Consider the following 23,885-nt stretch of genomic DNA (forward strand, 5'->3'; position numbering starts at 1 on the left):
GATCCATTGTATGGAGTTTAAACGAAAATTGGGGGCGGAACAGAGTTCCGCCCCCGAAAGTTTCGAACCCGCGTTGGGATCAGTGCGCCATATCCAGCACTGTCTTGCCGCTGGGATCCCTGGTTTCGTCCACCATGGCCTGGATTTCCGCATCCGGCTCCGGCGTCATCAGGCTGACAACCACCATGGCGACCAGGCTTACCGGCATGCCGATAATCCCGAACCGCAGATGGTCGATGCCAAGCCAGGTATTCCCGGTCGTATAGGTCCAGTACAGATAGATCGATCCGGCCAGGAAACCGGCAACCATCCCGGCGATCGCGCCGGCCCGGTTGGCCCGTTTCCACCAGACCCCGAGGACCAGCGGGAAGAACAACCCGGAACACGCGAAGCAGAACGCCCAGGCGACTGCCCCGAGGATCCCGGTCAGCTTCAAGCTGGCCACCGCCGCACCGGCCGCCCCGATGATGATCAGGAGGACACGCGCGACGATCAGGCGATGGCGGGTATCCGCCTTCGGATCGATGATCTTGTAGTACAGGTCGTGGCTGAGTGCGTTGGCGATGGCAAGCAGCAGACCGTCCGCCGTGGACATGGCCGCCGCCATACCGCCGGCCGCAACCAGGCCGGAAACGACATAGGGCAGACCCGCGATTTCAGGCGTGGCCAACACGACGATGTCGGGCCGCATGAAGAACTCGTTGATCTGCAAAATACCGTCACCATTGCTGTCCGAGATCGCCAACATGCCGACCGACGACCATTTCTGGATCCATTCCAACGCGTTCACATCGGCGACTGCCTTGCCGATGATGCTGGTCGCGAGGGTCGGATCGAGAAGCTGCAGCTTCGTCAGCGTCGCGAGCGCGGGCGCCGTGAAGTACAGCAGGAAGATGAACAGCAGCGACCAGGACACCGACTTGCGCGCCGCCCGGACGGTCGGCGTGGTGAAGTAGCGCATCAGAATGTGCGGCAGCGATGCCGTACCGGCCATCATACACAAGGCCAACGTGACGAACTTCCAAGCCGCCATGTTGTCGCCCGGTGCGTTATGCAATCCGGTCAGCACCGAAACCCCGGCGATCTTTTCGGCGGCCGGCGTACCGACGCCGACCAGCGCCTCCAGCTCCGCGACCCGAACCACGGCATCGCCGTAGGAGAAGTGCGGAATGATCCCGAAGCCCTGCTTGTTCGACATCCAGATAACCGGGGCCAGATAGGCGATGATCAGCACGATGTACTGCGCCACCTGGGTCCAGGTCACCGCCCGCATGCCACCGAGCATGGAGCACAGCAGAATACCGAGAAGGCCGAACCAGACACCGACTTCGAACGGGATCTGAAGCGCCCGCGCCGCGATCGTGCCCGTCGCGTTGATCTGCGCCGTCACATAGGTGAAGGACGCCACGACAAGGATGATGACCGCGACAAGACGCGCGAAATTCCCGCCGAACCGGGTTCCGATGAAATCGGGCACCGTGTAACAGCCGAACTTACGCAGGTACGGCGCCATCAGCGAGTTGACCAGCACATAACCACCGGTCCAGCCGACGACGAAGGCGAGATAACCGTGACCGCCGAAATACACACCGCCCGCCAGCGCCACGAAAGACGCGCCGGACATCCAGTCCGCCGCCGTCGCCATGCCGTTGAACACCGGCGGCACTTCGCGCCCGGCTACGTAATAGGCCTCGACCTGCATGGTACGCGACAACCAACCGATCGCGGCGTAGATGAAGATCGTGAAGGCCACGAACAGGATGCCGATCGTGTCGGCGCCAAGACCCATTTGCTCCAGGACCGCCATCAGCAAAATGAATGCGATGAAGCCGCCGGTATACAGGCCGTAGATCTTGGGCAGGTTGTCGATGAAATTACCTTTGAGCATCGTCCCGTCCCCTTATTCTTCGCTAAAACCGGCTTCGTCGTCGATTTTGTCCTGCAGCACGTTCTGCACGAAAATCAACACGACGAACACGATCAGCGACCCCTGCACGGCCATGTAGTAGCCGAGCGGGAATCCCAAGAACGAGGCGGCATTCAACTCATTCGCGAACCAATGAACCACGAAGGAGAAGATGAACCATAGGATCAAGACCACGATCGTCAGGTTCTTCGTTCTCATCCAGTGGCGGGCGCGCGCTTCTGTTTTGTCTTGTGACATTGCTTCCCCCACTACAGTATCGTTGACGAGCTTTTCTACGCTAACCGATAACGCTACGCGAAAGAAACCAATCGAAAACGCTACAGAGATACGCCTCAACCTGTCAAGAAACTAAAAATCTCAATGGAATTGTCGAAAACTGTGTCGCGATCTTATATTCCTAAATGGTTAATGGACAATTTTGCTGCGGTGCGGAATTTGTTCCGTGTCAGACTTAATCGCGAGCCAATAATCACCGCCGAATCCTTGGCCGACTTCGTGCATACACGCGCCGCCTACATCGCCCAGACATCGCTTTTCGGGTACCTTAAAACCCGAATGGGCATTAAGTTCAGAGTCCTTTTCGAAGACGAAACGTTCTCCGCGGAGATCCACAAGGCCTCCGTGAAGCTATTCCTGTCCTGTCTGTCCGATTTGACGCTTTATGCGGTCGCAATGGTGGCCCGTGCCGGGGTCTTGAACGATGCGGAACTGAACGCCCTGGCGCGCCATTGCCACGATCGCGCGCATCGGGCGGCACTGGCGGAGGTACCGCCCGAACGGCGGCCGGAGAATGCCGAGGCGGCATTCGCGAATCGCCTGAACGCCGTGCACTGGGCCGACATTCCCGACGGGCCGGAAGCCTTTCGCGGCAGCGAGGCCGACTTGATCCGCGTCGCGCCGGTTTCCGACCAGTTCAAGGATCTGGACGGCGAGATCGTCGCCAACTCGATCCGGTTCCGCTGGCACGACGTTCGGGACCAGATGCGTAAACGGCTGAGAGGCGCCGAAGTCGCCGGTGACTGGCGCCAGATGCGGGACGGCAAGGGATAGAATCGCCGGCCTGCGCGACGGAGGGACAAGATGAGCTTCGAATCGGTCCCGCATGAATGTTCCGCGATGCCGCTCGCCGCGCTTCCCATGGTCGTGCTGGACACGGAAACGACGGGACTGGACGCCGCGCGCGACCGGGTCATAGAAATCGGCGCGGTCCGCCCGGTCCCCGGGCAACCGGTCACGGATGACGATGTCATTGCGACCCTGGTCAATCCCGGCATCTCGATCCCCGCGGCCTCAACCGCCATTCACGGCCTGTCCGACAAGGATGTCGCCGACGCCCCGGCCTTTCCGCTCGCCATGGCGGACATCGCTGCCTGGACCGGTGCGCGGATCGTGATCGGGTATTCGATCGGCTTCGATATCGCCGTCCTGAAGGCGGAGCATGTGCGGCATGGCATGATCTGGCGCGCGCCGCGCAGCCTGGATGTCGCCCATCTGGTTCACATTCTGGCCCCCAACCTGCCGAACCCGTCGATAGAGACCGCCGCCGGCTGGCTGGGAATCGATGTTTCCAACCGCCATCGCGCGCTTGGCGACGCACTCGTCACAGGACAGATTTTCCGCGCCCTTCTGCCACGATTGCGAGCCAGCGGCATTCTGACCCTGGCCCAGGCGGAACGCGCCTGCCGGTCCCTGACCGCAAGACTGGACGGGGAAGCACGGGCAGGATGGGACCTGCCCGCATACGACACGGCCGGCGCACAATCCGTCCCCGAACTGGCCCGGATCGACAGTTTCCCATACCGCCACCGCGTCGCCGACCTGATGACCAGCCCCCCGGTGCGCCGACCCGATGCGATACCGCTGAGAGAGGCGATGAGTGCGATGGTCGAATCCCGGGTCAGTGCGTTGGTGCTCGACCCGGCAAACCCGGCGGCGAAGCCAGGCATCGTGACCGAGCGCGATATCTTGCGCGCCCTGGAACGCGGCGATGCGGCGATGCTGGATCAGCCTGTCTCGACGATCGGTAGCTATCCGCTGGTCACGATCGAGGGGGAGGAATTCGTCTATCGGGCGCTCGCCCGCATGAATAGTAAGGGGTTTCGGCATCTGGCGGTGACCGGATCAGACGGCACCGTGGTCGGCGTGCTCAGCGCGCGCGACCTCCTGCGGCAGCGGGCGGACGAGGCAATGTCCCTCGGCGACGGGATCGAACGGGCGGAGACCGCGGAGGATCTGAACCGGGTCTGGTCCGACCTGACGACGGTCGCCCGAGCCCTGACGATCGAAGGCGTCGACGCGCGCATGGTCGCGTCCCTGATTTCGCGGGAACTCCGCGCCCTGACCGAAAAGGCCTGCCGCCTGGCGGAGGCGCAAATGCGCGAAGCGGGGCGGGGCGGCCCGCCCGCCCCCTATGCGATGATGGTGCTCGGTTCCGGCGGGCGCGGCGAAAGCCTTCTTGCCATGGATCAGGACAATGCAATCGTCTATGCCGACGGTGCGCCGCCGCAGGCGGATGACTGGTATGCCGAACTCGGCAAAACGGTGTCGGACATCCTGAACGACGCCGGCGTCGCCTATTGCAAGGGCGGCATCATGGCGGCCAACGCCGAATGGCGCATGCCGGTCGGCCGGTGGCGGGAGACGGTAAGGGACTGGATCGCCCGGCCCCGCCCCGAGAACATTATGAATTGCGACATCTTCTTCGATGCACGCCCGGTCCATGGCGAGGCCGACCTGGCCGATACCCTGCGCCAGGATGCGATCGGCGACGCGAAGACCGCACGCCCTTTCCTGCGGGCATTGGCGCTCACCGCCAGCCGCTTCGAATCGCCGGTCGGATGGTTCGGCCGGTATCGGCTGACCGCCGGGCGGGTCGATCTGAAGATGAACGGCATCCTGCCGATCTTCTCCGCCGCCAGGGTCGCGGCACTGGAACGCGGTCTGCCGCATCGGTCCACGCCGGAACGGCTTCGGGCGGTCCGGCAGGAAGGCACGGCGACCGAACGGTCGGCCGACAACCTGATCGAAGCCCACCGCATCCTGCTGAATCTGATCCTGAGACAGCAGTTGCGGGACGTCGCGGCGGGTCTGCCACTGTCCAACGCGGTCGCGCCGTCGGAACTGACGGAATTCGACCGCCAGGAACTGCGCTGGGCCCTGGAGCAAGTGCCGCGCATCGCCGACCTTCTGGGAACGCCGGTCGTCGGTTAGCGCTTGGCCAGATCGGCGTAGCTGCCGCCGGTCAAACGCTCCAGATCATCCGGGGTCAGGCGGAAGACCGCGTTGGGCGCCCCGGCCGCAGCCCAGATTTCCGGGTAGGACTTCAGATCCTCGTCCAGGAATATTCGCATCTCGGTCGCATGTCCGACCGGAGACACGCCGCCGATGGCGTAGCCCGTTGCCTGACGCACGAAATCGGCATCCGGCCGAAGAACCTTCTCGCCGATCAAATCGCGCAGCTTCTTTTCATCGACCCGGTTGACCCCGCTGGCGATGACCATCACCGCCGCCGCGCTGCCCTTCCCCTGGAAGACCAAGGATTTCGCGATCTGCGCCACATCGCAGCCGATAGCGGCCGCGGCCTGATCGGACGTCGCGGTACTGGTTTCAAATTCCAACACTTCGAATCCGTCCCCCAGGACGGCCTGAACGCGCAGCGCGGTCTTGCCTGTCGCCCGTTTCATGGGTTGATCCCCCGTATCATGTCCGACGCCTTCTCAGCGATCATGATGGTCGGCGCATTGGTGTTCCCGCTGATCAGGCGGGGCATGATCGACGCATCGACCACCCGCAACCCGTCGACCCCACGCACTTTCAGGGTCGGGTCGACAACCGACTCCGCGTCTCCGCCCATCCGGCAGGTACAGGTCGGGTGGTACAAGGTCGCGCCGGTCGCACGCGCGAAATCCAACAGGGCCGCGTCGTCCCGGATGTCCGGACCGGGTGTCAGTTCGCTGTCGATATAGGGCGACAGGGCATCGGTTCCGGCCATCTCGCGCGCCAGCCGCATGCCGGCGACATGAATTTCGCCATCCAGCGGGTCGGCCAGGAAGTTCGGTTGAATTTCCGGCGGCGCGTCCGGGTCCGGCGACACGGCATGCACATGCCCCCGGCTTTCCGGGCGCAACTGACAGGGTCCGACGGTCAGGCCCGGAAACTTGTGGAACTGGCGCTTCTTCGGGTCGGCGAAGGTCGCGTGCGCGATGTGATACTGGATATCCGGCTCGTCCAGATCGGGACGGCTTTTCGCGAAACCAACGACGATTCCGGCCGGCATGGTCAGCGCGCCCCGGTTCTGGAACAGGTATTTAACCAGTTCCCCCATCAACGGCAGCCCCCGCGTCAGCCGGTTCAGACTGTCCGCGTTCTTCAGCCGCCAGGACAGGCGCGACACGTAATGGTCCTGCAGATTCTCCCCCACCGCCGGCAGGTCGTGGACCACCGGAATGCCCAGCGATTGCAGCAATTGTCCGCCGCCGATGCCGGATAGTTCCAGAAGCTGCGGCGACTGCACGCCGCCCGCGCTCAGAATGACTTCCTTGCGGGCATGGACGATCCGGTCCGTGCCGCCCTTGCGATACTCCAGTCCGGTCGCCTTCTTGCCGTCGAACAGGACGCGGCGGGCCATCGCGCGGGTTTCGACCGTCAGATTCGGTCGGTTGCGGGCCGGGTCCAGATAGGCCTTCTTCACGCTCCAGCGCCGGCCGTTCTTCTGGGTGACCTGAAAATAGGCGAAGCCTGCCTGCTGCGCGGCGTTGTAATCGTGATGGGTCGGATATCCCAATTCCCCACCCGCATCGATGACCCGATCCAGAATCGGATAGCGTTCGGTCGGATAGGTGACGTTCAGCGGACCGCCGGTGCCGTGCCAGGTATCCGCCCCCTGCTCACGGTGTTCGGCGCGCTTGAAATAGGGCAGAACGTCGTCGTAGCTCCAGCCCCGACAGCCGGATTGCGCCCAGGTGTCGTAATCCCGCGCCTGACCCCTGACATACAGCATGGCGTTGATCGCACTGGATCCGCCCAGCACCTTGCCGCGCGGTACCGGCAGCGGCCGGTTTCCCGTCGCCGCATGCGGGGCGGTTTCGAACAGCCAATTGAGGGCCGGATCGACCATGGTTCGGATATAGCCGGCCGGCATATGGATCCAGGGATTGCTGTCTTCGCCCCCGGCCTCGATCAGACAGACCGTGGAACGGCCGTCCTCGGTCAGGCGATTGGCCAGTACACAGCCGGCGGACCCGCCCCCGACGACAACGTAATCGAACTCCATCTCCCCTGAACCTCACTGTTTTTTGGTGCCGCAGCTTGAAGTGCGGCCGCCGAAATGTCGAGATGGGTCAGGACGATAAACAAGGAGACCGACCGTGAAAGCGATGCGCCTGGAGGAAGATTGGGGACTGGAGAATATTCGCCTGGTCGATCTGCCCGATCCGGAACCGGGACCGGACGAAATCCTGATCCGGATGGAAGCGGTCGCCATCAATCCGCGCGATACGATCCTGATGCGCGGTGGCTATGGCCGAAAGGGGGGCAACCCGCCGATCATCCCGCTTTGCGACGGGGCCGGCACCGTCGTCGCCCTGGGTTCGCACGCCAAAGGTTTCGCGATCGGCGACCGGGTCTGTCCGAATTTCAGCCGAACCTGGCAGGAAGGTCAGATCGGGTCGCGGTCAATGGACGGCGCCCATGGCGGGCCGCTGGACGGGACGATGTGCGAGTTGATGGCCGTTCCGACAAATGCCGCCGTAAAGGCCCCGCCGCATATGACCCCCGAAGAGGCGGCGACCCTGCCCTGTGCGGCGGTCACCGCCTGGAACGCCGTGGTTGAACAGGGCCACGTCAAGGCGGGCGACATCGTCCTGATCCAGGGGACGGGCGGCGTCTCCCTCTTCGCCCTGCAATTCGCCAAGATGCAGGGGGCGGAGGTCGTGCTGATTTCGTCCAGCGACGAGAAGCTGGCGCGTGCCCGGCCATTGGGCGCCGACCATGTCATCAACTATTCGACCAATCCCGACTGGCACAAGGCGGCACGCGACCTGACCGGCGGGCGCGGATTGGACCATATCGTCGATATCGGTGGCGGCGGCACCTTGGAAAAGTCCATCGCCGCCATCCGGGCCAGCGGAACGATCAGCCTGATCGGCGTGCTGGGCGGCGCGGTACCGTCCGTGCCCCTGGGCAGGGTCGTGACCCAGAATGTCCGTCTTCAGGGGGTCACCTGCGGCAGTCTGCGCATGTTCGAGGACATGGCGGCGGCCATGACCCTGCACAAGACGCGGCCGGTCCTGGACGACACGCGGTTCGACTTCGAAGACCTGCCCGGCGCCCTGGAACGGCTGCTGCAGGGCGGACATTACGGCAAGGTCGTCTGCCGATTCGGCTAGGCCGTATGCGATCTAGGCGGCGGGCCGGACCTTGTCCAAGCCGTCGACATCGCGCGCGGTAACGCACAGGCTGTCCAGCTTCCGGGGTTCCTCATAGCGCCAGGGCGTGCCCCGGTGCAGGGTCGCGCGCTCGTCCCAGATCAGGACATCGCCGGGCCGCCAGGCATGGGAATAGACCGCCCGGGCCGGCGTCATCGCCTCCAGCAAGGCGTCGATCCAGGCCAGACCGGCCGACGCCTCCATGCCGACAACCTCGAAGGCATGCGAGGCAATGTAGAGTGATTCCGCCCCGGTTTCCGGGTTGGTCCAGACCGCCCGCCAGGTCTGGTCCTGCCATTTCGTGAACAATGCCCCCTTTGCCAGTTCCGGGTCGATCTTGGCCCGGGAATGGGCATAGCGATGCCGGAAATACGTGCCGCGCAGGCGCCCCCTGTCTTCCTCAGACAGGCGCTGAAATCCGGCACGGGTCGATACGAATTCGGTATTGCCGCCTTGGCTTGGCAGAACGCGGGCGACCAGGATGTTGGCCAGGGCCGGCGCCGGCAGGAAGGTGCTGTCGGTATGCCACAGGAAATTGGCCTGCAGGTTCAACAGCCGGTGATCCCGCGCGCCGGAGACGACCTCGCCGTCGTCCATCAGGTTGGTGACGGGGCTGATTTTCGGTTCCGGACGGTCCTGCCGGTCCTCGACCGGGCCGAACAGCCGCGCCAGCGCCATATGCGCCGTATCGGTGAAGGTCTGATCCCGGAACAGCAGCAGGGAATGACGGTCGAACAATCGTCGGATCATGGGATAGAGATCGTCCAGCGCCCCCTCCCGCAAGTCGACGCCCCGTACCTCGACACCGAAATCCTCATGAAGGGGGATGGTCTCCATCGCCGCACCGTTCCAATTGCCACACCGACCGTCGATCATCGGCCCGGTTTTCGCCGCAGGATGTCCCGTTTGCGGCATGGATCGGTCCGTTCCCCTTGCCGAAGTCTGTTGCCGTGCCATTTCGATGGCAGTCAATGGTGCTCCACAACGCTTGGGAGGTAACGATATGACGATTGGGAACCGATTTGGACCTGTCTTGGCCGGTGCGGCCCTTGGTGTGTCGATGGCACTATCCGCGGGCATGGCCCAGGCACAGAATGTCGCCGTAACCCCACTGGGAAGCCATGATGGCGAATTCTGCAAGTTCGACCGCGCCATGCTTCTGGTCGATCCGGACGGGACGCGCATTCTCTATGACGCCGGACGGACCGTCGCAGGCGCCGACGATCCGCGCCTGGGCGATGTCGATGCTGTCCTGGTCAGCCATATGCATGGCGATCATGTCGGCGATCGTCACATCTCCGCCGTCAACGCGGGGACCTGCGATAGCCCGGACGTGTCGGTCGTGGACCTGCCCAACACGAATTCCGTCAACATCGCCCTGGCCAAGGAAGCGGCGATCGTGACCGGCAGCGAAATGCCGAAATTCTTCGCCGGCAAGCTAAAGGCCCTGGGCGGCGATCCGAAGAAATCCCAACTGGTCCGCTTCGGCGCGTCCCGCAAGGTGGGCGGGGTCACGATCACGACCGTCCCCGCGGTGCATTCCAACGGCATTTCCGGCGACATGATCGGCGGCGATCTGGGCCACATGCTGGAACATGCCGGCCTGACGGCCTATGCGGGTCCGCCGACCGGCTATGTGCTGACCTTCAGCAACGGGCTGGTCGTCTATCTGTCCGGCGACACCGGCGTCACCGCCGAACAGAAAGTGGTCGTCGGCGACCAGTATGGCGCCGAACTGGCGGTCATCAATATCGGGGACACCTTCACCACCGGCCCGACCGAAGCGGCCTATGTGATCAACGATCTGATCCGCCCCGCGGCAGTCATCCCGTCACATGCCAATGAGGTCGCGACCGAAGGCGGCAAGCCGATCGCCGGAACGAAGACCGACGCCTTCATGAAGGCGGTCACCGTGCCGACCTTTCTGCCGCTCAGCGGCAAGACCATGGAATTTGATGGCGACGGGGCCTGCAAGACCGGTTGCTGAGGAAACTCGGAAGCACAAAAGAAACGGGGGCGGCCAACGGCCGCCCCCGAAATCTTTCGCGCAAATGACCGGATCAGTAGACCGAGCTACGCGCCGTGATCGCATTCTGAAGATTCTGGATCCAGCCATTGTAGTTCGAATGAATCTGGGATCCGTCATACTTCAGATTGTTGCTGTCCTTGTACATGATGCTGTAGCGCGTCGTGTCGAAGGTGATGTCGATGACGGCCAGATGCGTGCGGATCGGCAAGCGGCCGACGATATGGCCGGGACCATCATCCGCCATCTGCCAACCCAGGCTGGCGCCGGCTGCCTTGATCATGTCGCCGGCGGTTTGAACGCTCGGCGCTTCCTTGCTGAACAGGGCATTCTCGACATTGTAGACCGGGGCGGTGCGGCACGCGGCCAGTCCACCGGCGATCAGTAGAACAAAGAAAATCCGTGCCACGTTGCGGTACATGTACCTTCTCCTTTTACAAACTTGGGCTGCGGCTAGAGTGTTTGATTTGATCCACTGGGACAAGCCGGTATTGGCATACCGCCCAGGGAGAAATTTACGCGAAAAGCGACCGATAGAGGCCCATCGGATACATCCCGCGCCGGATCAGCGACCAGGCCACCATCAGCACGATGCGCGTGATATCGCGGCCCGGCCGGAAGTGACTGGCCCGGAAGGCAACAGCGTCATAGAGCGCCGGGATATGCACCGACGTGCTGAGATAGCCGCGCTGGGCCGCCCGGATCAGGATTTCGCTTTCGAAAACGAAACCGCCATGGCTGAGCGACGACAAGTCGAGCGCACGCAGCAGGCTGCTGGGATAATAGCGGAAGCCGCTTTGCGAATCCGAAATCCGGTGCCCCGCGGCCCAGGATATCCAGAAATTGGCAATACGGTTCGCGATCAGGCGGGCGCGCGGAAACTTTGCACCGTCATGCAGCCGACTGCCGATAACGACGCGGTCGCCGGACGTCTCGCCAACCGATACCAGGGAGCCGATATCCTCCGGCCGGTGCTGCCCGTCGCCGTCCAGGGTGACCACCCCGTCGACGCCCAGCGCCAGCGCTTCCTTGAAACCGCGCCGCAGGGCCGCGGCCTTGCCCATATTCTGCGATAGGCGCACCACCCGGACCGGCAGGCCGGCCAATTGGATCAGCGTGTCGTCGGTGGATCCGTCATCGATGACGATGACATGCGGCGTCGCCTTCAACGCGCCGTCGGCGATCGCGCGAATGGTCCGCTCTTCGTTATAGGCCGGAATGATAACGGCGAGCGACCCGCGCTCCCGCGCGGCGTCCGAGAACTCGGCATTTTGCATAGAACTTCTCTCCCCAAATCCCCTCAAGGGACAGTGCCTCAAGCGTCCGTTCACTTCAAGACGGGAGTCGCCTGGGAACAGAGGAAATCCGCAGGTTTCCCGGTATCAGAGTACCCCGCCATTGACCGATACGATCTGGCCGGTGACATAGGACGCTCCGGGGGAGCAGAGAAAACCGACAACTTCCGCGACTTCGTCGGGTCGGCCGGCGCGCTGCATGGGCACCAGGGCCTTGATCCGGTCCGGCGGAAAAGCCGCGCGGACATCCGGCGTGTCGATCACGCCCGGCGCGACCGCGTTCACGGTCAGGCCCCGCGTCGCCACTTCCAGCGCCAGGGTCTTCACCGCACCATGCAGCCCCGCCTTCGCCGCCGCATAGGACGCCTGCCCGCGGTTCCCCATTATGCCCGACAGCGAGGTCACCGCCACGATGCGGCCCCAGCGCGTGCGCATCATCGGCATGATCAAGGGCCGCGCGACATGGAAAAACCCATTCAGGGAGACATCGATCGGGGCATGCCAATCATCCAAAGTCATGCCCGGGAAGGGCGCGTCGGCGGTGACGCCGGCATTGCTGACCAGGATCTGATAGGGACCGTCCCGCAGCGCGCCGTCCAGCGCCGCCTGCGCCGCGACCGGATCCCTCACGTCGAAGGCCAGTGTGTCCGCCGTCCCTCCATCCGCTTCGATTTCCTGCCGCAGGGCCTCCGCCGGGTCCCGGCTGCTGTTGTAGTGAATCGTAACGTGGCAACCATCGGCTGCCAGATGCCGGCAAATGGCCGATCCGATCGCGCCGGCGCCACCCGTGACCAGCGCCCGCTTCGCTGTCGTCATGCCGTATCCCCTTTCATGGCACCTCTGGCTCCAACAGTTTGACCGTCAATCGGCCCGCAGCGATCTCCGCCCCGTCGGGCGCGTCCCCGTACAGCCGGAAGCCATAGATCAGCGCGGCCGGGTCAGCCATCAGCCGCGTCGCCGAAACCAGGATCGGCGTGCGGATTTCCGCCAGATCGTCGACAAAAAGCTGGAAATCCTTCAACGCCGCGAGGAATCCGCGCGACACCACGCCCTCATTCAACGCACCATGTACCGCCGCCGCCTGCGCTGCATACTCGCAGGACGCAGTCGCGGATAGCACGCCATCCCTGCGCAGGGGATTGTCCGGGCGCAGATGGCTGGACGTGCGGCACAGGATATCGTTCGCATCCCATGCGACGACTTTGTCCAACAAGACCATGGCGCCGGCATGCGGCACCATTTCGGCAATACAAGGGGCGCTGGTCATGGCGACACCGTGGCCGACAGGAAGTAACCGATGCCCGCCTCCAGAATCACCGTTCTCGGGTGCAACAGCGCCTCCAGAAGCGGTATCGCGCGCGCCGCCGGACATGTTTGCCACAAGCCATGCAAAGCTTTGGTACCGATCTCGCTCGCGGGGCCGTTAACGCCCCCTTCGATATCCAGAAGGGGACCGGTCGCGCCCTCCATATCCGATGTCAGGACCGCCCCCACCGCAAATGCGCCGTCCGACGGACGTGTCCCGCTCAAGGGCGGCTGGAACGGATGATCGGCGGCGACCAGCAACACCGGACGACCCGATTGGGAGAGAGACAGCGCAGCCTTCAGAATCGCCGCCCCGAAACTGCCCTGGCCGCCTGCCAGACTGGTCGATGCCTGGTGATTCTGCGACCCAATGCTCCAGTACCCCGCCATCGCATTGTGGACAGAGTTGTGAAAATGGGTCGGCGAAACCGCCCGGCCAGGCTGGCGCAGTGCCGACATCACGGCTTGTGTGACCGCGCCGTCGCCCAGCGCACTGGTGAAGACGCAATCCATCGTGCCTCGCGCCAAACCGGCGGAATCGCAAGCCGCTTCCGCCGCACCGAGCGCCAATCGAACCAGCTTGCTGACGCGGCGCCTTTCATTGGCCGACAGGATCGTGGGGGTCGGGACCGTCAAGGCGTCCGCGTCCCAGCTCTCCGCCCCGCGCAATATCCGTTGCGCCTGCCCCCAATCGGCCATGCCCGAACCGATGACCGAAATGCCCGCGACCCGTAGCCTCATCGCGCATCGTCCCGGCTGAACACCAGACAGCAATTGTTGCCGCCAAAGCCGAAATTGTTGGTCATCGCGTGGCGCAGCGCGGCCGGAACAGTCTCCATGAGTGGACGACAGCGCGCTTCGGGATCGGGTCGGTTCAAATTGAGGTTGCCCGGCGCGATCTGGGCCTCCAGCGCGGTCAGAACGATGGCAGCCTCCACCGCGCCGGCCGCGCCCAATGTATGACCCATCCAGCCTTTGGTGGAACTGCATTTCACGTCCGGGCCGAGCACGTCGGCGATGGCGCGGTCCTCGACCCGGTCGTTCAGATGGCTGCCGGTCCCATGCATGTTCACATAGTCGATCTGTCCGCCGCGCAGCCCCGACATCTCCAATGCATCGGCCATCGCCAACCGGGCGCCCAACCCTTCCGGATGGGGCGAGGACATGTGATGCGCGTCCGAACTCTCGCCATACCCAATCATGCGCAGCGAGGTGCCTGAGCCGCCTTCGTCGCGTTCCAGCAACGCGAATCCGCCGGCTTCGCCGATGCTAATCCCTTGGCGGTCCGCGTCATTGGGCCGACAGGGCACCGGCGACAGCAATTGCAGCGCATTGAACCCGCGCAGCGAGGTCTCGCACAGCGTATCGACCCCGCCGACGACAACGGCGTCGCACAGGCCCGCCGCGATCAATTGTGCGCCGTCGATGAAGGTTTTCGTGCTGGACGCGCAGGCCGCAGAAATCGTGTAGGACGGCCCCCCCAGCGCCAACCGGCGGCGCACGAAGTCCGACAGGGAATAGAGGTCCTGCGAGTGTTCGAAGACAAAATCGGGCTGCAAGGGGCCTTCGCCGGACCAGGCCAGAAATGCGTCCTCGCCGCTGGCGATGCCGGATGTGCTGGTCCCCAGGACGACACCGATCCGTGCCGCGCCATAGCGGTCGCGCACCGCCCGGACTTGGTCCTCGAACCCGTCCTGCCGCAAGGTCAGTTCCGCCAGTCGATTGTTGCGGCAATCGTAATCCGTCAGATCCGTCGGCAGCTCGACCGCATCCAACCCGTCGACACGTCCGACAAAGGTATCCAACACCCCGACCGGATCGTCGAAACGCGTCAATCCCCCCACCATCCCGGTCAGCGCGGCACGCAGCGCGTCTCGCCCGCGTCCCACCGCGCACACACAGGTATAGGCGGTGATAGGGGGAGAAAAGGTCATTGCGATCGGGCTCCGCCTGCAAGACAGAGGGTGAGAACAAAGCTCAGCACGGCGCCGATGGCGACGGTCGTTCCAATCGCGCCCAAAACCGGAATGGAAGAGGTTGCGAGGACCGCGAACACGACCGTCGTGGTCGTGCAACAGGCGGTGACCGACCGGAATCCAAGGGTTCCGTCCTGATCCGACTTTGAGTAATCGGGAAAGAACAATGCGTAGTCAACCCCGATACTGGCGACCAATAGCAGCGCCAGCAAATGGAACAGGTTCAGGGCGATCCCGGCCGTCAGCAGAACGGCCGCTGTCAATGCCACCGCCGCGACCGGCGGCAGCGCCACCCGCCAGATGCGACGGCGTGCGCCCCATGCCAGAACCGCGCCGCCCAATGCGAGCCCGATCAGCAGAAGAGTAAGTGCTTCGCGCCGATAGCCGCCGACAATCTCCTGGGCGATCTGCGCCAGATCGACGAGACGCGCGGCCCCATCCCCGGAGGGTAAATCTTCGGACGTCAGGTCGATCGGCGGCACCAGGGGGATCATCGCCGCTGCGCCGTCATCCATCAGCCAGGGCGCCGGATAGAGAATGCCCAATGGGCCTGCAGCCAGGTCTTCCGGCAAGATCGGTTCCGCCTGTTTCTGCCGCCGGACATCCGCCACGTAGGGTGCCAAAACCGCCACATCGAGCGGCAAGGAGACCACGGCCCGTTTCAGTGCCTCCTGTAGCACCGCCGCTTCGGGCATCGCATCCTGCCGCGATTCCTGATCCGCGCGCGACGGCAGCAAGCCCGTCAGTGGTGGGTAACCTCCCAAGCGCCCCGCGGAAACCGCCGCGTCGAGGCGATCCAGCACCTCGGGCCATTTGGTCAGCACATCCTGCGCATCCGCACCTTCGACGATCAGCGCACGGCGCACATCCGGCAGGCGCAGCGCCGCTCGAAGCTCTTGATCGAGGACTTTCTCGTCCGTATCGGCAAGGCTGATCCGCGTCAAATCGGTCTCCCAGACAGGGCTCGGCCGTAACGCCGCCGATAGTGCCAATGCCACAAAGGCCAGAAGCCCCAGCGCCGCAACGGCGCGTCTTCCGCGCGGCGAATTTCGCAGAACCGTCCAGAATGCCGCTACCCTACGCCCGGCACCGACCGGACCCGCGCCGGACATCAGTCGAGGCAACCACCAACGGCTGACAATCAGCGCCGTTGCCACCCCGGTGGCGGACATCACCCCAATCTGCGCCAAGCCCGGAAAGCTGGATTGCGTCAGGGCCAGCAGGCCGACAAAGGTTGTTGCAGCGCCGACCGCCATGGGGCGGGCGATCCGTCTTGCCGCCTCCGCCGCCTTCTCCCCCACCCGACGGTGACCGAACAGATGGATGGGATAGTCCACCGCGACCCCGGCCAGCACCGCCCCGAAGGTAATCGCGACACCATGGACAGACCCGAAAATCCCCTGCGTTGCCAGCATGCCAGTCATCAGCCCCAGCGTCACCGGCACCCCCGCCAGCAGCAGCAGCGCGATACTGCGATAAAGCGCGAGTAAAAACAGCGCCACGGCACCGACGGCAATCGCGGTCAGCCGGGTCATATCTCCCCGGATCTTCTCACTGGCCCGCAGGGCGAAGATGCCGGGACCGCTGACCTCCGCTGCGATATCGGGCCAGTCGATGCGCGCCGCTTCGATCACCCGATTGAAATCGGCCATGGCCTGCGCCTGTGCGGCCACGTCCCCCGACGCGGCGGTCAGATAGATCAGCAGCAGCGCCCGGTCATCATCGTCCATCCAAACGCCATGACGCCTGGTCGGGCCGTCGGAAAGGGCGCCAGACGCGATCACCGCGCGATAACGACCGACGGGGTCCCTGGGAAACAAATCCCGCATCACCCAGCCGCTGGTCCCGGCCAACCCAGCCAGTTCCCCGGCAATAGCACTCTCAAGGGCTGGTGCGGAAAAATGGTCGGACGCGATCGACGGGCCCAGCAGATATCGATTATCCAGGATAAATTTTTGTAGAGCGGCGTCGATATGCGGGCGCCCATTGCGGACCAGCGCCACAGCCGATTCCGCGCGCAGATCCGCCGTCACCCGGTCGCTGATCCGCGCCATATCCCGTTCATCCGCGCCGCCACTCAACCGGACCATCAACAGGGTGCCGGGCCGATCGTACCCAGCGGCCAGGGCCCGGCTTTCAACATCGCGGCCCTCGGGGAGGAAAAAGGACAGGTCCGTCGCGATCTCCGCCCGCCCGGCGACCAGAACGGCCAAAAGGGTCATTGCGGCCAACGTAACGGCCCAGGCGGCAGCCAGGGATTTCATTCCGACCCGCGCCGCAGTGTCATCAGGCTGCGATCCCCATCGGCCTCGCGGATTTCGATCGTATCGATGCGCGCAGCCGCCCCGGTCAACGCAATTGCCTTGATAGCCTCCGCAATCGGGCCGGGCTTCGGCAACAAGATCACCGACCAGGCGGCGCGGTCCCCGGTCACATCGATGTCGAACAGATCTTCCGCCGGTCCGAACCGACCGGTCAGTCCCGCCTGCAAGGCGGTGGCAAGGCCACGCAGCGCCGGGTGATCGTCGATATCATAGCTCTGCCAGCCCTCCTCGGATTCCACCTCCATATGCGAACCGTCCAGGATCACGCTCTCGCGTTTCGGCGCGACGACATGTTTCTCGATCCGGCCGTCCTGCCGGGCGACATAACCCGTTACGATTATCGGCGCGGCCAGAAAGGCGATGCTGCGTTCCTCGCGGAAGGCGATGCGCCCGTCCGGGGCGTCGGCCAGAGCCTGTCCCAGTTCGTCCAATCCCCAATCATCCGCGACCGCGGCGCCGGACCAACTCAGCAAGGCGGCCAGCAGCGCGGCCCTAATGCCAGAAATCATAGAAATTGAACCAGTTCTTCGGATGATCCCGCACCCAGGCTTCAAGCGTTTCGACATAGCGCGTCAGGTCCGTCGCGACGGCAGCCGGATCGCCGCCCCGCACCCGCCGGACACGCTCCGCTAGATAGCGGAAGCGTATCATATATCGGTTGCCGCCTTGATACACGCCGGCGAACATGACCACCGGCGCGCCAGTGACGGACGCCAGGATCCAGGGCGAGATAGGAAAACCGGCCCCCTCCCCCAGGAACGGCAGACGGACCGTCTTGTCCCCGGCCGGCACCCGGTCCCCCAGAATGCCGATCGCCCCGCCGTCGCGCAGCCATTCCCCGACCCGCAACATGCTTTCCGGCCGTCCCAGCGGAATCACCGTATCGGCCAGCTCCGGGTTGATCCGGTTCAACGCCGCTGCAACGCGGCCGTCCGGACCTTCATGCATCAGAACCTTCAAACGCAAATCGGGACGTTTGCGTGCCAGCGCGCGCATCGCATCGAAACTGCCGAAATGCGCGCCCAGAAGAATGGCGCCGCGCCCTTCGGCGGCAGCACGGTCGATCGCCTCCAGCCCGTCGAATGTCAGATCGAAAACGTCGAACCGGTCGGTCAGGAAAAAGACGCGGTCCAGGATAGTGGCCGCAAAACAATGGATATGGCCGTAAATCGCGGCGAAACCCGCCTTATCGCCGTCGATCCGGCGCAGATAGTCCCGGGAGTGTCGGCGCGCGTTCGGTGCCATGATCAGGAAATAAAGGCTGATCGGATGCAGCAGCAGCCGCGCGGTCCCCCGCCCGATCGTGCGGGCGACCCAGACGATGAACCGGATCAGAAGCGGGCTGCCGCGTTCGGCGCGCCCGGCCCATTCGCTTGCCTTCTTCGCGGGGCCGGTCACACATTCCCCCGGCGCAATGACAGTTTCGCGCTCAGGATCCGGCGCTCGCCGGCGACGCAATCCAACGCCACGGTGCCGGCCGCATCATCGGTGCGCGCCGTCACGGAACAGGCCTCCCCAGCCTTCAGAATCCCGAGAAACCGGACGGACATCAGTCGGCCCACCGAAGCGATCCCCGCCGCGGCCAGGGCATGGTCCAGGATCACCGCCCCCGGCACGATGGGATCGCCGGGAAAGTGGCCTGGCAATGAGGTATGATCCGCCGCGATGGTGAAACTAGGTTTGGGCGCAGGATCGGAGCCCGTCTCGTCCGCCGCGATGAGGGTTCGGATCGTCTCCACTTGTACCTTGCCCACCGCCGTCCGGGGCAGGTCGTCCAGGAAGGCGACCCGCCTGGGCACGAAGACGGACGGCACGCGCTGACGCATGCCGCGCCGAATGTCTTCGGCTGAAGTTCCCGGTTCGGCGACCACGGCGGCGACAGGCCGCGCGGCCGTGCCTTCCGGCGTTTCGGCAGGCGGCAGGACCACCCCGTCCTTCACCATGGGCAGGTCGTTCAGCGCCGCGGTCAAGCCGGCCAAGGACGCCCGCTTACCGGCGACCTTCAGCAGATCCTTGTCGCGCGCGATCAGGCGGAAACCGCCTTCCGCCGGTTCCAACCGGTCGTTCAGTACCAACCCGTCCCCCAGGAATTTTCCAAAGGCGGTCGCGCGGCCATCCGCGTCGATGGTCAGGCTGACATCGTCCCGCGTCCGGAAATCCTCCCCCAGCGCGGTCCGCCGCGTCGCCAGCATTCCGGTTTCCGTGCTGCCGTAGACCTCGATAATCGGACCGCCCAGAAGATCCTCCCCGCGGGCCGCGAGTTCCCTGTCCAAGGGCGCCGTGGCGATGACGGCCCGGTCGATGGGCGGCGGGCGCTCGCCGGTCTCGACCAGGGCCCGAAGATGCAGCGGCGTCAGAATCAGGACCCGTCGGCCGGGCACCGCGTGCAGCGCCTTGACGATGTCCGCCGCGAAAAAAGGACGCTCGTCCAACACAGTCACAGAGTCTGCGCCAAGCGGCAGCAGGACACTGGATTCGAACCCGAACATATGTTGCCCCGGCACCGTGACCACCATGCCGACCGGGCCTTTATCGGCCTCCAGGATCCGGGCCCAGGCCGACGCCCCGGCTTCGAAGAAATCCGGGCCATGCCGGTGACCGACCGGCACGCCGGTCGATCCGGACGTATACAGCGTAACGCCGCGTTCGGCGTGCCAGGTCATGGCGGTTCCGACGGGTTCTTCTGCTTCGAAAATCGTCTGAGGCACTCGGAGCACCGTCACGCCGGTCACGGCCGGATCGTCCTCCGACAAGAGGACCAGAGCCGACCCGAATTGACCCAGAACGGAGCGGATGGCGCTGCGGGCATCGTCCGGGGGCAGAATGATTTCCCGCCCCGCCTGTTGCCCGGCAATGACCGATACCAGCAGATCGCGCCGGCGGCCGCAGAGCGGCATGATCGGGCCGGGCGCGGATGCCGACAGCCGCTTCGCCAATGCGGCGGCGGCGGAGAACACGGTTTGGCGGGCGACCGGCCGGCCGTCCCGCAGGATCAATGGCGCGGCGGTCACGAGGCAATCCAGGTCTTCGGACTCATCAATGTCCGCATCGTCACCAACGGCGAATGGCCGCCGATATGGCGGAAGACGATGCCGCGATAGGCATGTTCCCCCAGAAAGAGGCTGATACAGATCAGCGGCATCACGATATTGACGGCCCAGGACCAGGTTTCCGGCGCGGCGAAGACACCCAACCCCGCCGACGTCAGCGTCAGGCCACTCAACAGGATGGTCCAGATCACGGTCAACCTGCGCGTATAGCCTTCCAATTCGGGCGGGAACGGGTCGCGGTGCAGGCGGCTGAACCGCCGGATCAGCGGTTCCTGTCCGGGCAGCAGCGTCCGCCCGAACATCCAGGCGACCCAGCCATGGATCAGAACCGGCGGCAGCGCCACGATACGCGCCATGTCGGGGACGATCAAAACGGCGCCGATCTGCAGCGCGGCAAGCCCGACGGCAATGCCGGTCAACGTCCAGACCACAGCCCGGGCCTGCCCGGTCAGGGCGGCCAAGACAGCATTCATGCCGACAGCCGCCGCAAGACAGCTAATCGCGTAAAGGCCGAAGCCGTAAACGATGCAGAGATGGACACCGCCAATGGTGAGGAGGGGAATCAGCAGTCGCAGGCTCTGCAACACCATTGCCCCTCATCCCCCGCGATTGGCCTCGATCGCCTCCGTCAGCGTGCGCAACGACCCGAATATCTTGTGGATTTCAGGATCGTCCGATCGGATGGTGTAGTTATAGCGTTGCGAGATTTCCAGGGAAAGTTCCAACGCATCGATGGAATCCAACCCCAGGCCTTCGCCGAACAGCGGTTCGTCCGGATCGATTTCCGATGCGGACATATCCTCCAAATGAAGGGCCTCGACGATCAACTCCGCGATCTCTACCTGAAAAGGCGACTTTTCCGACACTTACTCTGCACCTCTTTTACGCGTCGCGCACAAAACCCTGAGAATGGGAGCGTAACGCAGATCGAAATTCTTGTTGAAATTTCGGGCCAGCGCCCCTGCTAATAGCTTCGGCGTTAGATATGACAAAGCACGGATAGGGGCAAGTGAGAAGGGGGCGGGCGACATACCCCGTAAGGTCATGGTCGAACCGTCCGGGACCGTAACGGAACCCCCGAAATCCGGGTCATCGCGCCTGGGGCGTCTGCGCAGCATGGGCGGGGACGGTCTGGTGATGTTGATCGCGTCCTCCACCGGCATCATCGCAACGGCAGGCATCAGTCTTCTCGTCTGCTTCTATCACGTATTCGCGGTTGCCCGCCGGGCTGCCGCCCCGCCGGTTGCGGGGGCCGGGCCGGTGCTTGTTCCCGGCGTTTGCCTGCAGCCGAACGGACGCCCCGACCCTGATTTCATTATGCGCCTAACCCGCGCGATGCGGTTCGAAAAGGCCGATATCGTGATTTTGGGCGGTGCGACCCGGGCCGGCGTCGCGATCAGCGAAGCCGCGGCCGGTCGGCAATGGCTGATCGCGAACGGCGTGGCCGCCGAGCAGGTACAGTGCGAGGAAACGTCCCGCAACACCCTGGAAAATCTCCGCGCCGCGCGCCGCCGTTTTGTCCGAACGGGGAGCGATCCGGTAATCGTTTCCAACCGCTATCACTTGGCGCGGCTCGGCCTTCTGGCACGCGGCTTGGGGATGGATCCCCTCCTATGCGCGGCGGAAGAGCGACTGACGATGACGCCCGGTATGGTTCGCCGCCTGCTTCTGGAGGCCTTCTTCATTCATTGGTATGTCGTCGGCAAGACGCTGGCCCGGCTGCTGCGGCACGAATCCATGCTGTCCCGGGTCAGTTGAACCGCGCCTCGTGCTCCGCCAGGCGCCCGCGATAGGCACCGCCCCGCCGCCACAGAACCAGACTGGTGAACCAGTAGATCGCCCGGAACAGCATCAGCCGCGACCAAAGCGGCGTCCGGCCGTAAACATCCCCGGAGAGCACCGATATCACCGCCGCGCGCAACGAGAACTTGTTCGTCGGCTGGGTGAAAAGCGACCGGAAGGCCGGGCTGGTGAACCGGTAGATGAACCAGGAAAAGACCCGCAATCCCCGTTTGACGCGGCGTTCATAGCGCCGCTGATAGCGGGGGGCTGACTTGGGATCGGCCAAACAGGCCTCAATCGCTTCCGCCGCATATTCCGCGCCCTGCATCGCCAGATAGACGCCGCTGGAAAAAACCGGATCGATGAAGGCATAGGCATCGCCGACCAGGAAGAACCGGTTGCCGGTCATCTGCGTCGATCGATAGGAAAAGTTTCCGGTGCCCTGGACACCGTCGCGCGCGGTCGCATTCCGCATTCGCTCTGCCAGTCCCGGCGTCCGTACCACCGTTTCCCGGAACAGGTCTTCCAGGCCGCCGCGCCGGTCCTTGAGATAGCGGGGATAGCAGACCATGCCGACACTGGTGCAGCCGTCGCGCAGCGGAATGACCCAGAACCACCCCTGATCGAACCAATAGATGCTGATATTGCCGGCCTCGTCGCCCAGTCGGCGCTCCACCCCATCGAAATGGCCGAAAACCGCGGCGCTGGCATGGCGCGGATCGCGCCGCTTCAGGGCCAGCTTGCGGCTCAGGAAACTGTCGCGGCCGGTTGCGTCCACAACCCAGTCCGCCGCGACGACCGATGCCGTGCCGTCCGGCCCCGTGACCTGCGCCGTCACGCCGTCATCGTGGATCTCGAGATCGTCCAACCGCGTTTCCTGAAAGACCCGCACCCCGGATTTCTCGGCATTGTCGATCAGCATGTGGTCGAATTCGGAGCGCCGCACCTGAAAGGCGGTCGGCTCGTCCGGCCGCATCGCGTCACTGAAATTGAAGACGATGTGCCGGCTGCCATCCGGCACGGAAAAGTCGGCCCCGCGTTTCAGGACGCCGATCGACGCCAGCCGGTCTTCCAAACCCAGCCGCCGCAGGATGGGGATATTCCTCGGCAACAGAGATTCGCCGATATGGAAGCGCGGATGCCGGTCCTTCTCCACCAGCAGCACGTCGATGCCCCGCGCCGCCAGCAATGCCGATACCGTCGACCCGGCGGGCCCGCCACCGATCACCAGCACGGAACATCGGTGCCTTGGCGCCGGTTCCGTCGTTCCGGCAGAGCGTTGTGGCGACGAATCAACTGGGGCGGGATGGGTCATTCCGGGCTCTTGGGGCAGGTACTGAGTACGAGGTGCGGCCTCCTCCGGCTAAAACCGGGAAAGCGCTATAACAATTTCGCTTTCTAACGGAAGCTCGGCGGCCACGCATCAAAAAAGCCCCCGCCCGAGGGCGGGGGCCAGTATCTGCATTGTCGGACTTGCCGGGTCGCGCGTTACTGCAGCGCGATCGTACCGGCCGCGAGGGCGCTGGCGAACTCTTCAGCATTCACCGATCCGTCCTTGTCCAGGTCGGCGTCGGCGAAAGAGTCGGCGCTGATCGACGGGAAGGCTTCACCAGCTTCTTCGGCACTCAGCATGCCATCGCCGTTGACATCCGCAGATAGGAAGGCCGCTTCGTCGGCATGGGCCAGAGACGAAGTCAGAAGCGCCGCGAGAGCGAGCGCGGATGCGACACGTTTCATTGCCGCAAATCTCCACTTTTACAAAGGCCGGCGCCGCA

General features: G+C 64.2%; 24 protein-coding genes. 5 read left to right on the top strand and 19 right to left on the bottom strand.

Annotated elements, in window-relative coordinates:
* Positions 1-79 precede the first annotated feature (79 nt).
* Both ACO06O_RS13375 and ACO06O_RS13380 read right to left on the bottom strand, forming a co-directional pair.
* A complete protein-coding gene (locus ACO06O_RS13375) occupies positions 80-1,888 on the bottom strand; it encodes a sodium:solute symporter family protein (RefSeq protein WP_421880556.1) in 1,809 nt (602 codons plus the stop codon).
* A 12-nt stretch (positions 1,889-1,900) separates the two neighbouring features.
* Positions 1,901-2,164, bottom strand: a complete 264-nt coding sequence (locus ACO06O_RS13380; protein ID WP_421880560.1) for a DUF4212 domain-containing protein — start codon at positions 2,162-2,164, stop codon at positions 1,901-1,903.
* 318 nt (positions 2,165-2,482) lie between these two features.
* On the opposite strand from ACO06O_RS13380, the gene ACO06O_RS13385 reads away from it, so the two are divergent.
* Together ACO06O_RS13385 and ACO06O_RS13390 are read left to right on the top strand one after the other, a co-directional pair.
* Positions 2,483-2,977, top strand: coding sequence for a hypothetical protein (locus ACO06O_RS13385; RefSeq protein ID WP_421880563.1), 495 nt, complete (start codon positions 2,483-2,485; stop codon positions 2,975-2,977).
* 30 nt (positions 2,978-3,007) lie between these two features.
* On the top strand, positions 3,008-5,137 hold the full coding sequence (locus ACO06O_RS13390; RefSeq protein ID WP_421880566.1) for a DUF294 nucleotidyltransferase-like domain-containing protein: 2,130 nt from the start codon (positions 3,008-3,010) through the stop codon (positions 5,135-5,137).
* On the opposite strand, the gene ACO06O_RS13395 is transcribed toward ACO06O_RS13390, so the two are convergent.
* A complete protein-coding gene (locus ACO06O_RS13395) occupies positions 5,134-5,610 on the bottom strand; it encodes a YbaK/EbsC family protein (RefSeq protein ID WP_421880569.1) in 477 nt (158 codons plus the stop codon). The genes ACO06O_RS13390 and ACO06O_RS13395 overlap by 4 nt on opposite strands.
* Positions 5,607-7,199, bottom strand: coding sequence for a GMC family oxidoreductase (locus ACO06O_RS13400; protein WP_421880573.1), 1,593 nt, complete (start codon positions 7,197-7,199; stop codon positions 5,607-5,609). The genes ACO06O_RS13395 and ACO06O_RS13400 overlap by 4 nt, the downstream gene beginning before the upstream one ends.
* A 103-nt stretch (positions 7,200-7,302) precedes the next feature.
* Here ACO06O_RS13400 and ACO06O_RS13405 point away from each other — a divergent pair, with 103 nt between their 5' ends.
* Positions 7,303-8,313: a zinc-dependent alcohol dehydrogenase family protein gene (locus tag ACO06O_RS13405; RefSeq protein ID WP_421881122.1), complete on the top strand. Its 1,011-nt coding sequence runs from the start codon at positions 7,303-7,305 to the stop codon at positions 8,311-8,313.
* Positions 8,314-8,325: 12 nt separating this feature from the next.
* Here ACO06O_RS13405 and ACO06O_RS13410 read toward each other — a convergent pair whose 3' ends face one another.
* The gene (locus tag ACO06O_RS13410) at positions 8,326-9,267 is read right to left on the bottom strand and encodes a TauD/TfdA dioxygenase family protein (RefSeq protein ID WP_421880576.1); all 942 of its coding nucleotides are present in this window, start codon (positions 9,265-9,267) and stop codon (positions 8,326-8,328) included.
* A gap of 145 nt (positions 9,268-9,412) precedes the next feature.
* Between ACO06O_RS13410 and ACO06O_RS13415 the strand changes: the two genes are divergently transcribed.
* Positions 9,413-10,339 (top strand): MBL fold metallo-hydrolase, encoded by a 927-nt coding sequence (locus tag ACO06O_RS13415; RefSeq protein WP_421880579.1) that lies wholly within the window; start codon positions 9,413-9,415, stop codon positions 10,337-10,339.
* A 73-nt stretch (positions 10,340-10,412) separates the two neighbouring features.
* Here the strand turns inward: ACO06O_RS13415 and ACO06O_RS13420 are convergent, their stop codons facing one another.
* The 12 genes from ACO06O_RS13420 to ACO06O_RS13475 form a co-directional block, all read right to left on the bottom strand.
* Positions 10,413-10,799 carry a hypothetical protein gene (locus tag ACO06O_RS13420; protein ID WP_421880582.1) on the bottom strand — a complete coding sequence of 129 codons (387 nt, stop codon included), beginning with the start codon at positions 10,797-10,799 and terminating at the stop codon, positions 10,413-10,415.
* Positions 10,800-10,893: 94 nt separating this feature from the next.
* Positions 10,894-11,655, bottom strand: a complete 762-nt coding sequence (locus ACO06O_RS13425; protein WP_421880584.1) for a glycosyltransferase family 2 protein — start codon at positions 11,653-11,655, stop codon at positions 10,894-10,896.
* 105 nt (positions 11,656-11,760) lie between these two features.
* The gene (fabG, locus tag ACO06O_RS13430) at positions 11,761-12,489 is read right to left on the bottom strand and encodes a 3-oxoacyl-ACP reductase FabG (protein WP_421880587.1); all 729 of its coding nucleotides are present in this window, start codon (positions 12,487-12,489) and stop codon (positions 11,761-11,763) included.
* Between the two features lie 13 nt (positions 12,490-12,502).
* Positions 12,503-12,940, bottom strand: coding sequence for a hypothetical protein (locus ACO06O_RS13435; protein ID WP_421880590.1), 438 nt, complete (start codon positions 12,938-12,940; stop codon positions 12,503-12,505).
* On the bottom strand, positions 12,937-13,719 hold the full coding sequence (locus ACO06O_RS13440; protein ID WP_421880593.1) for a beta-ketoacyl synthase chain length factor: 783 nt from the start codon (positions 13,717-13,719) through the stop codon (positions 12,937-12,939). Before ACO06O_RS13440 ends, ACO06O_RS13435 begins: the two co-directional genes overlap by 4 nt.
* Positions 13,716-14,912, bottom strand: a complete 1,197-nt coding sequence (locus ACO06O_RS13445) for a beta-ketoacyl-[acyl-carrier-protein] synthase family protein (RefSeq protein WP_421880596.1) — start codon at positions 14,910-14,912, stop codon at positions 13,716-13,718. Before ACO06O_RS13445 ends, ACO06O_RS13440 begins: the two co-directional genes overlap by 4 nt.
* The gene (locus ACO06O_RS13450; protein WP_421880598.1) at positions 14,909-17,218 is read right to left on the bottom strand and encodes an MMPL family transporter; all 2,310 of its coding nucleotides are present in this window, start codon (positions 17,216-17,218) and stop codon (positions 14,909-14,911) included. Before ACO06O_RS13450 ends, ACO06O_RS13445 begins: the two co-directional genes overlap by 4 nt.
* A complete protein-coding gene (locus tag ACO06O_RS13455; RefSeq protein ID WP_421880600.1) occupies positions 17,215-17,787 on the bottom strand; it encodes a LolA family protein in 573 nt (190 codons plus the stop codon). The genes ACO06O_RS13450 and ACO06O_RS13455 overlap by 4 nt, the downstream gene beginning before the upstream one ends.
* Positions 17,771-18,676 (bottom strand): hypothetical protein, encoded by a 906-nt coding sequence (locus tag ACO06O_RS13460; protein ID WP_421880603.1) that lies wholly within the window; start codon positions 18,674-18,676, stop codon positions 17,771-17,773. Before ACO06O_RS13460 ends, ACO06O_RS13455 begins: the two co-directional genes overlap by 17 nt.
* Entirely contained in the window at positions 18,673-20,289 is a 1,617-nt protein-coding gene (locus ACO06O_RS13465; RefSeq protein ID WP_421880605.1) for an AMP-binding protein, read from the bottom strand. Before ACO06O_RS13465 ends, ACO06O_RS13460 begins: the two co-directional genes overlap by 4 nt.
* Complete coding sequence (locus tag ACO06O_RS13470) at positions 20,286-20,918, bottom strand: hypothetical protein (protein WP_421880608.1); 633 nt, start codon at positions 20,916-20,918, stop codon at positions 20,286-20,288. The genes ACO06O_RS13465 and ACO06O_RS13470 overlap by 4 nt, the downstream gene beginning before the upstream one ends.
* Before the next feature lie 6 nt (positions 20,919-20,924).
* The gene (locus ACO06O_RS13475; protein ID WP_421880610.1) at positions 20,925-21,194 is read right to left on the bottom strand and encodes a phosphopantetheine-binding protein; all 270 of its coding nucleotides are present in this window, start codon (positions 21,192-21,194) and stop codon (positions 20,925-20,927) included.
* A 178-nt stretch (positions 21,195-21,372) separates the two neighbouring features.
* On the opposite strand from ACO06O_RS13475, the gene ACO06O_RS13480 reads away from it, so the two are divergent.
* Positions 21,373-22,086 (top strand): YdcF family protein, encoded by a 714-nt coding sequence (locus ACO06O_RS13480; protein WP_421880611.1) that lies wholly within the window; start codon positions 21,373-21,375, stop codon positions 22,084-22,086.
* On the opposite strand, the gene ACO06O_RS13485 is transcribed toward ACO06O_RS13480, so the two are convergent.
* Positions 22,079-23,344 carry an NAD(P)/FAD-dependent oxidoreductase gene (locus ACO06O_RS13485; RefSeq protein ID WP_421880613.1) on the bottom strand — a complete coding sequence of 422 codons (1,266 nt, stop codon included), beginning with the start codon at positions 23,342-23,344 and terminating at the stop codon, positions 22,079-22,081. The genes ACO06O_RS13480 and ACO06O_RS13485 overlap by 8 nt on opposite strands.
* Before the next feature lie 254 nt (positions 23,345-23,598).
* Entirely contained in the window at positions 23,599-23,847 is a 249-nt protein-coding gene (locus ACO06O_RS13490) for an EF-hand domain-containing protein (protein ID WP_421880616.1), read from the bottom strand.
* Positions 23,848-23,885: the final 38 nt, after the last annotated feature.

The sequence above is a fragment of the Pacificispira sp. genome (assembly GCF_965228185.1).
In the GTDB taxonomy this organism is placed as follows: Bacteria; Pseudomonadota; Alphaproteobacteria; order UBA8366; family Aestuariispiraceae; genus Pacificispira.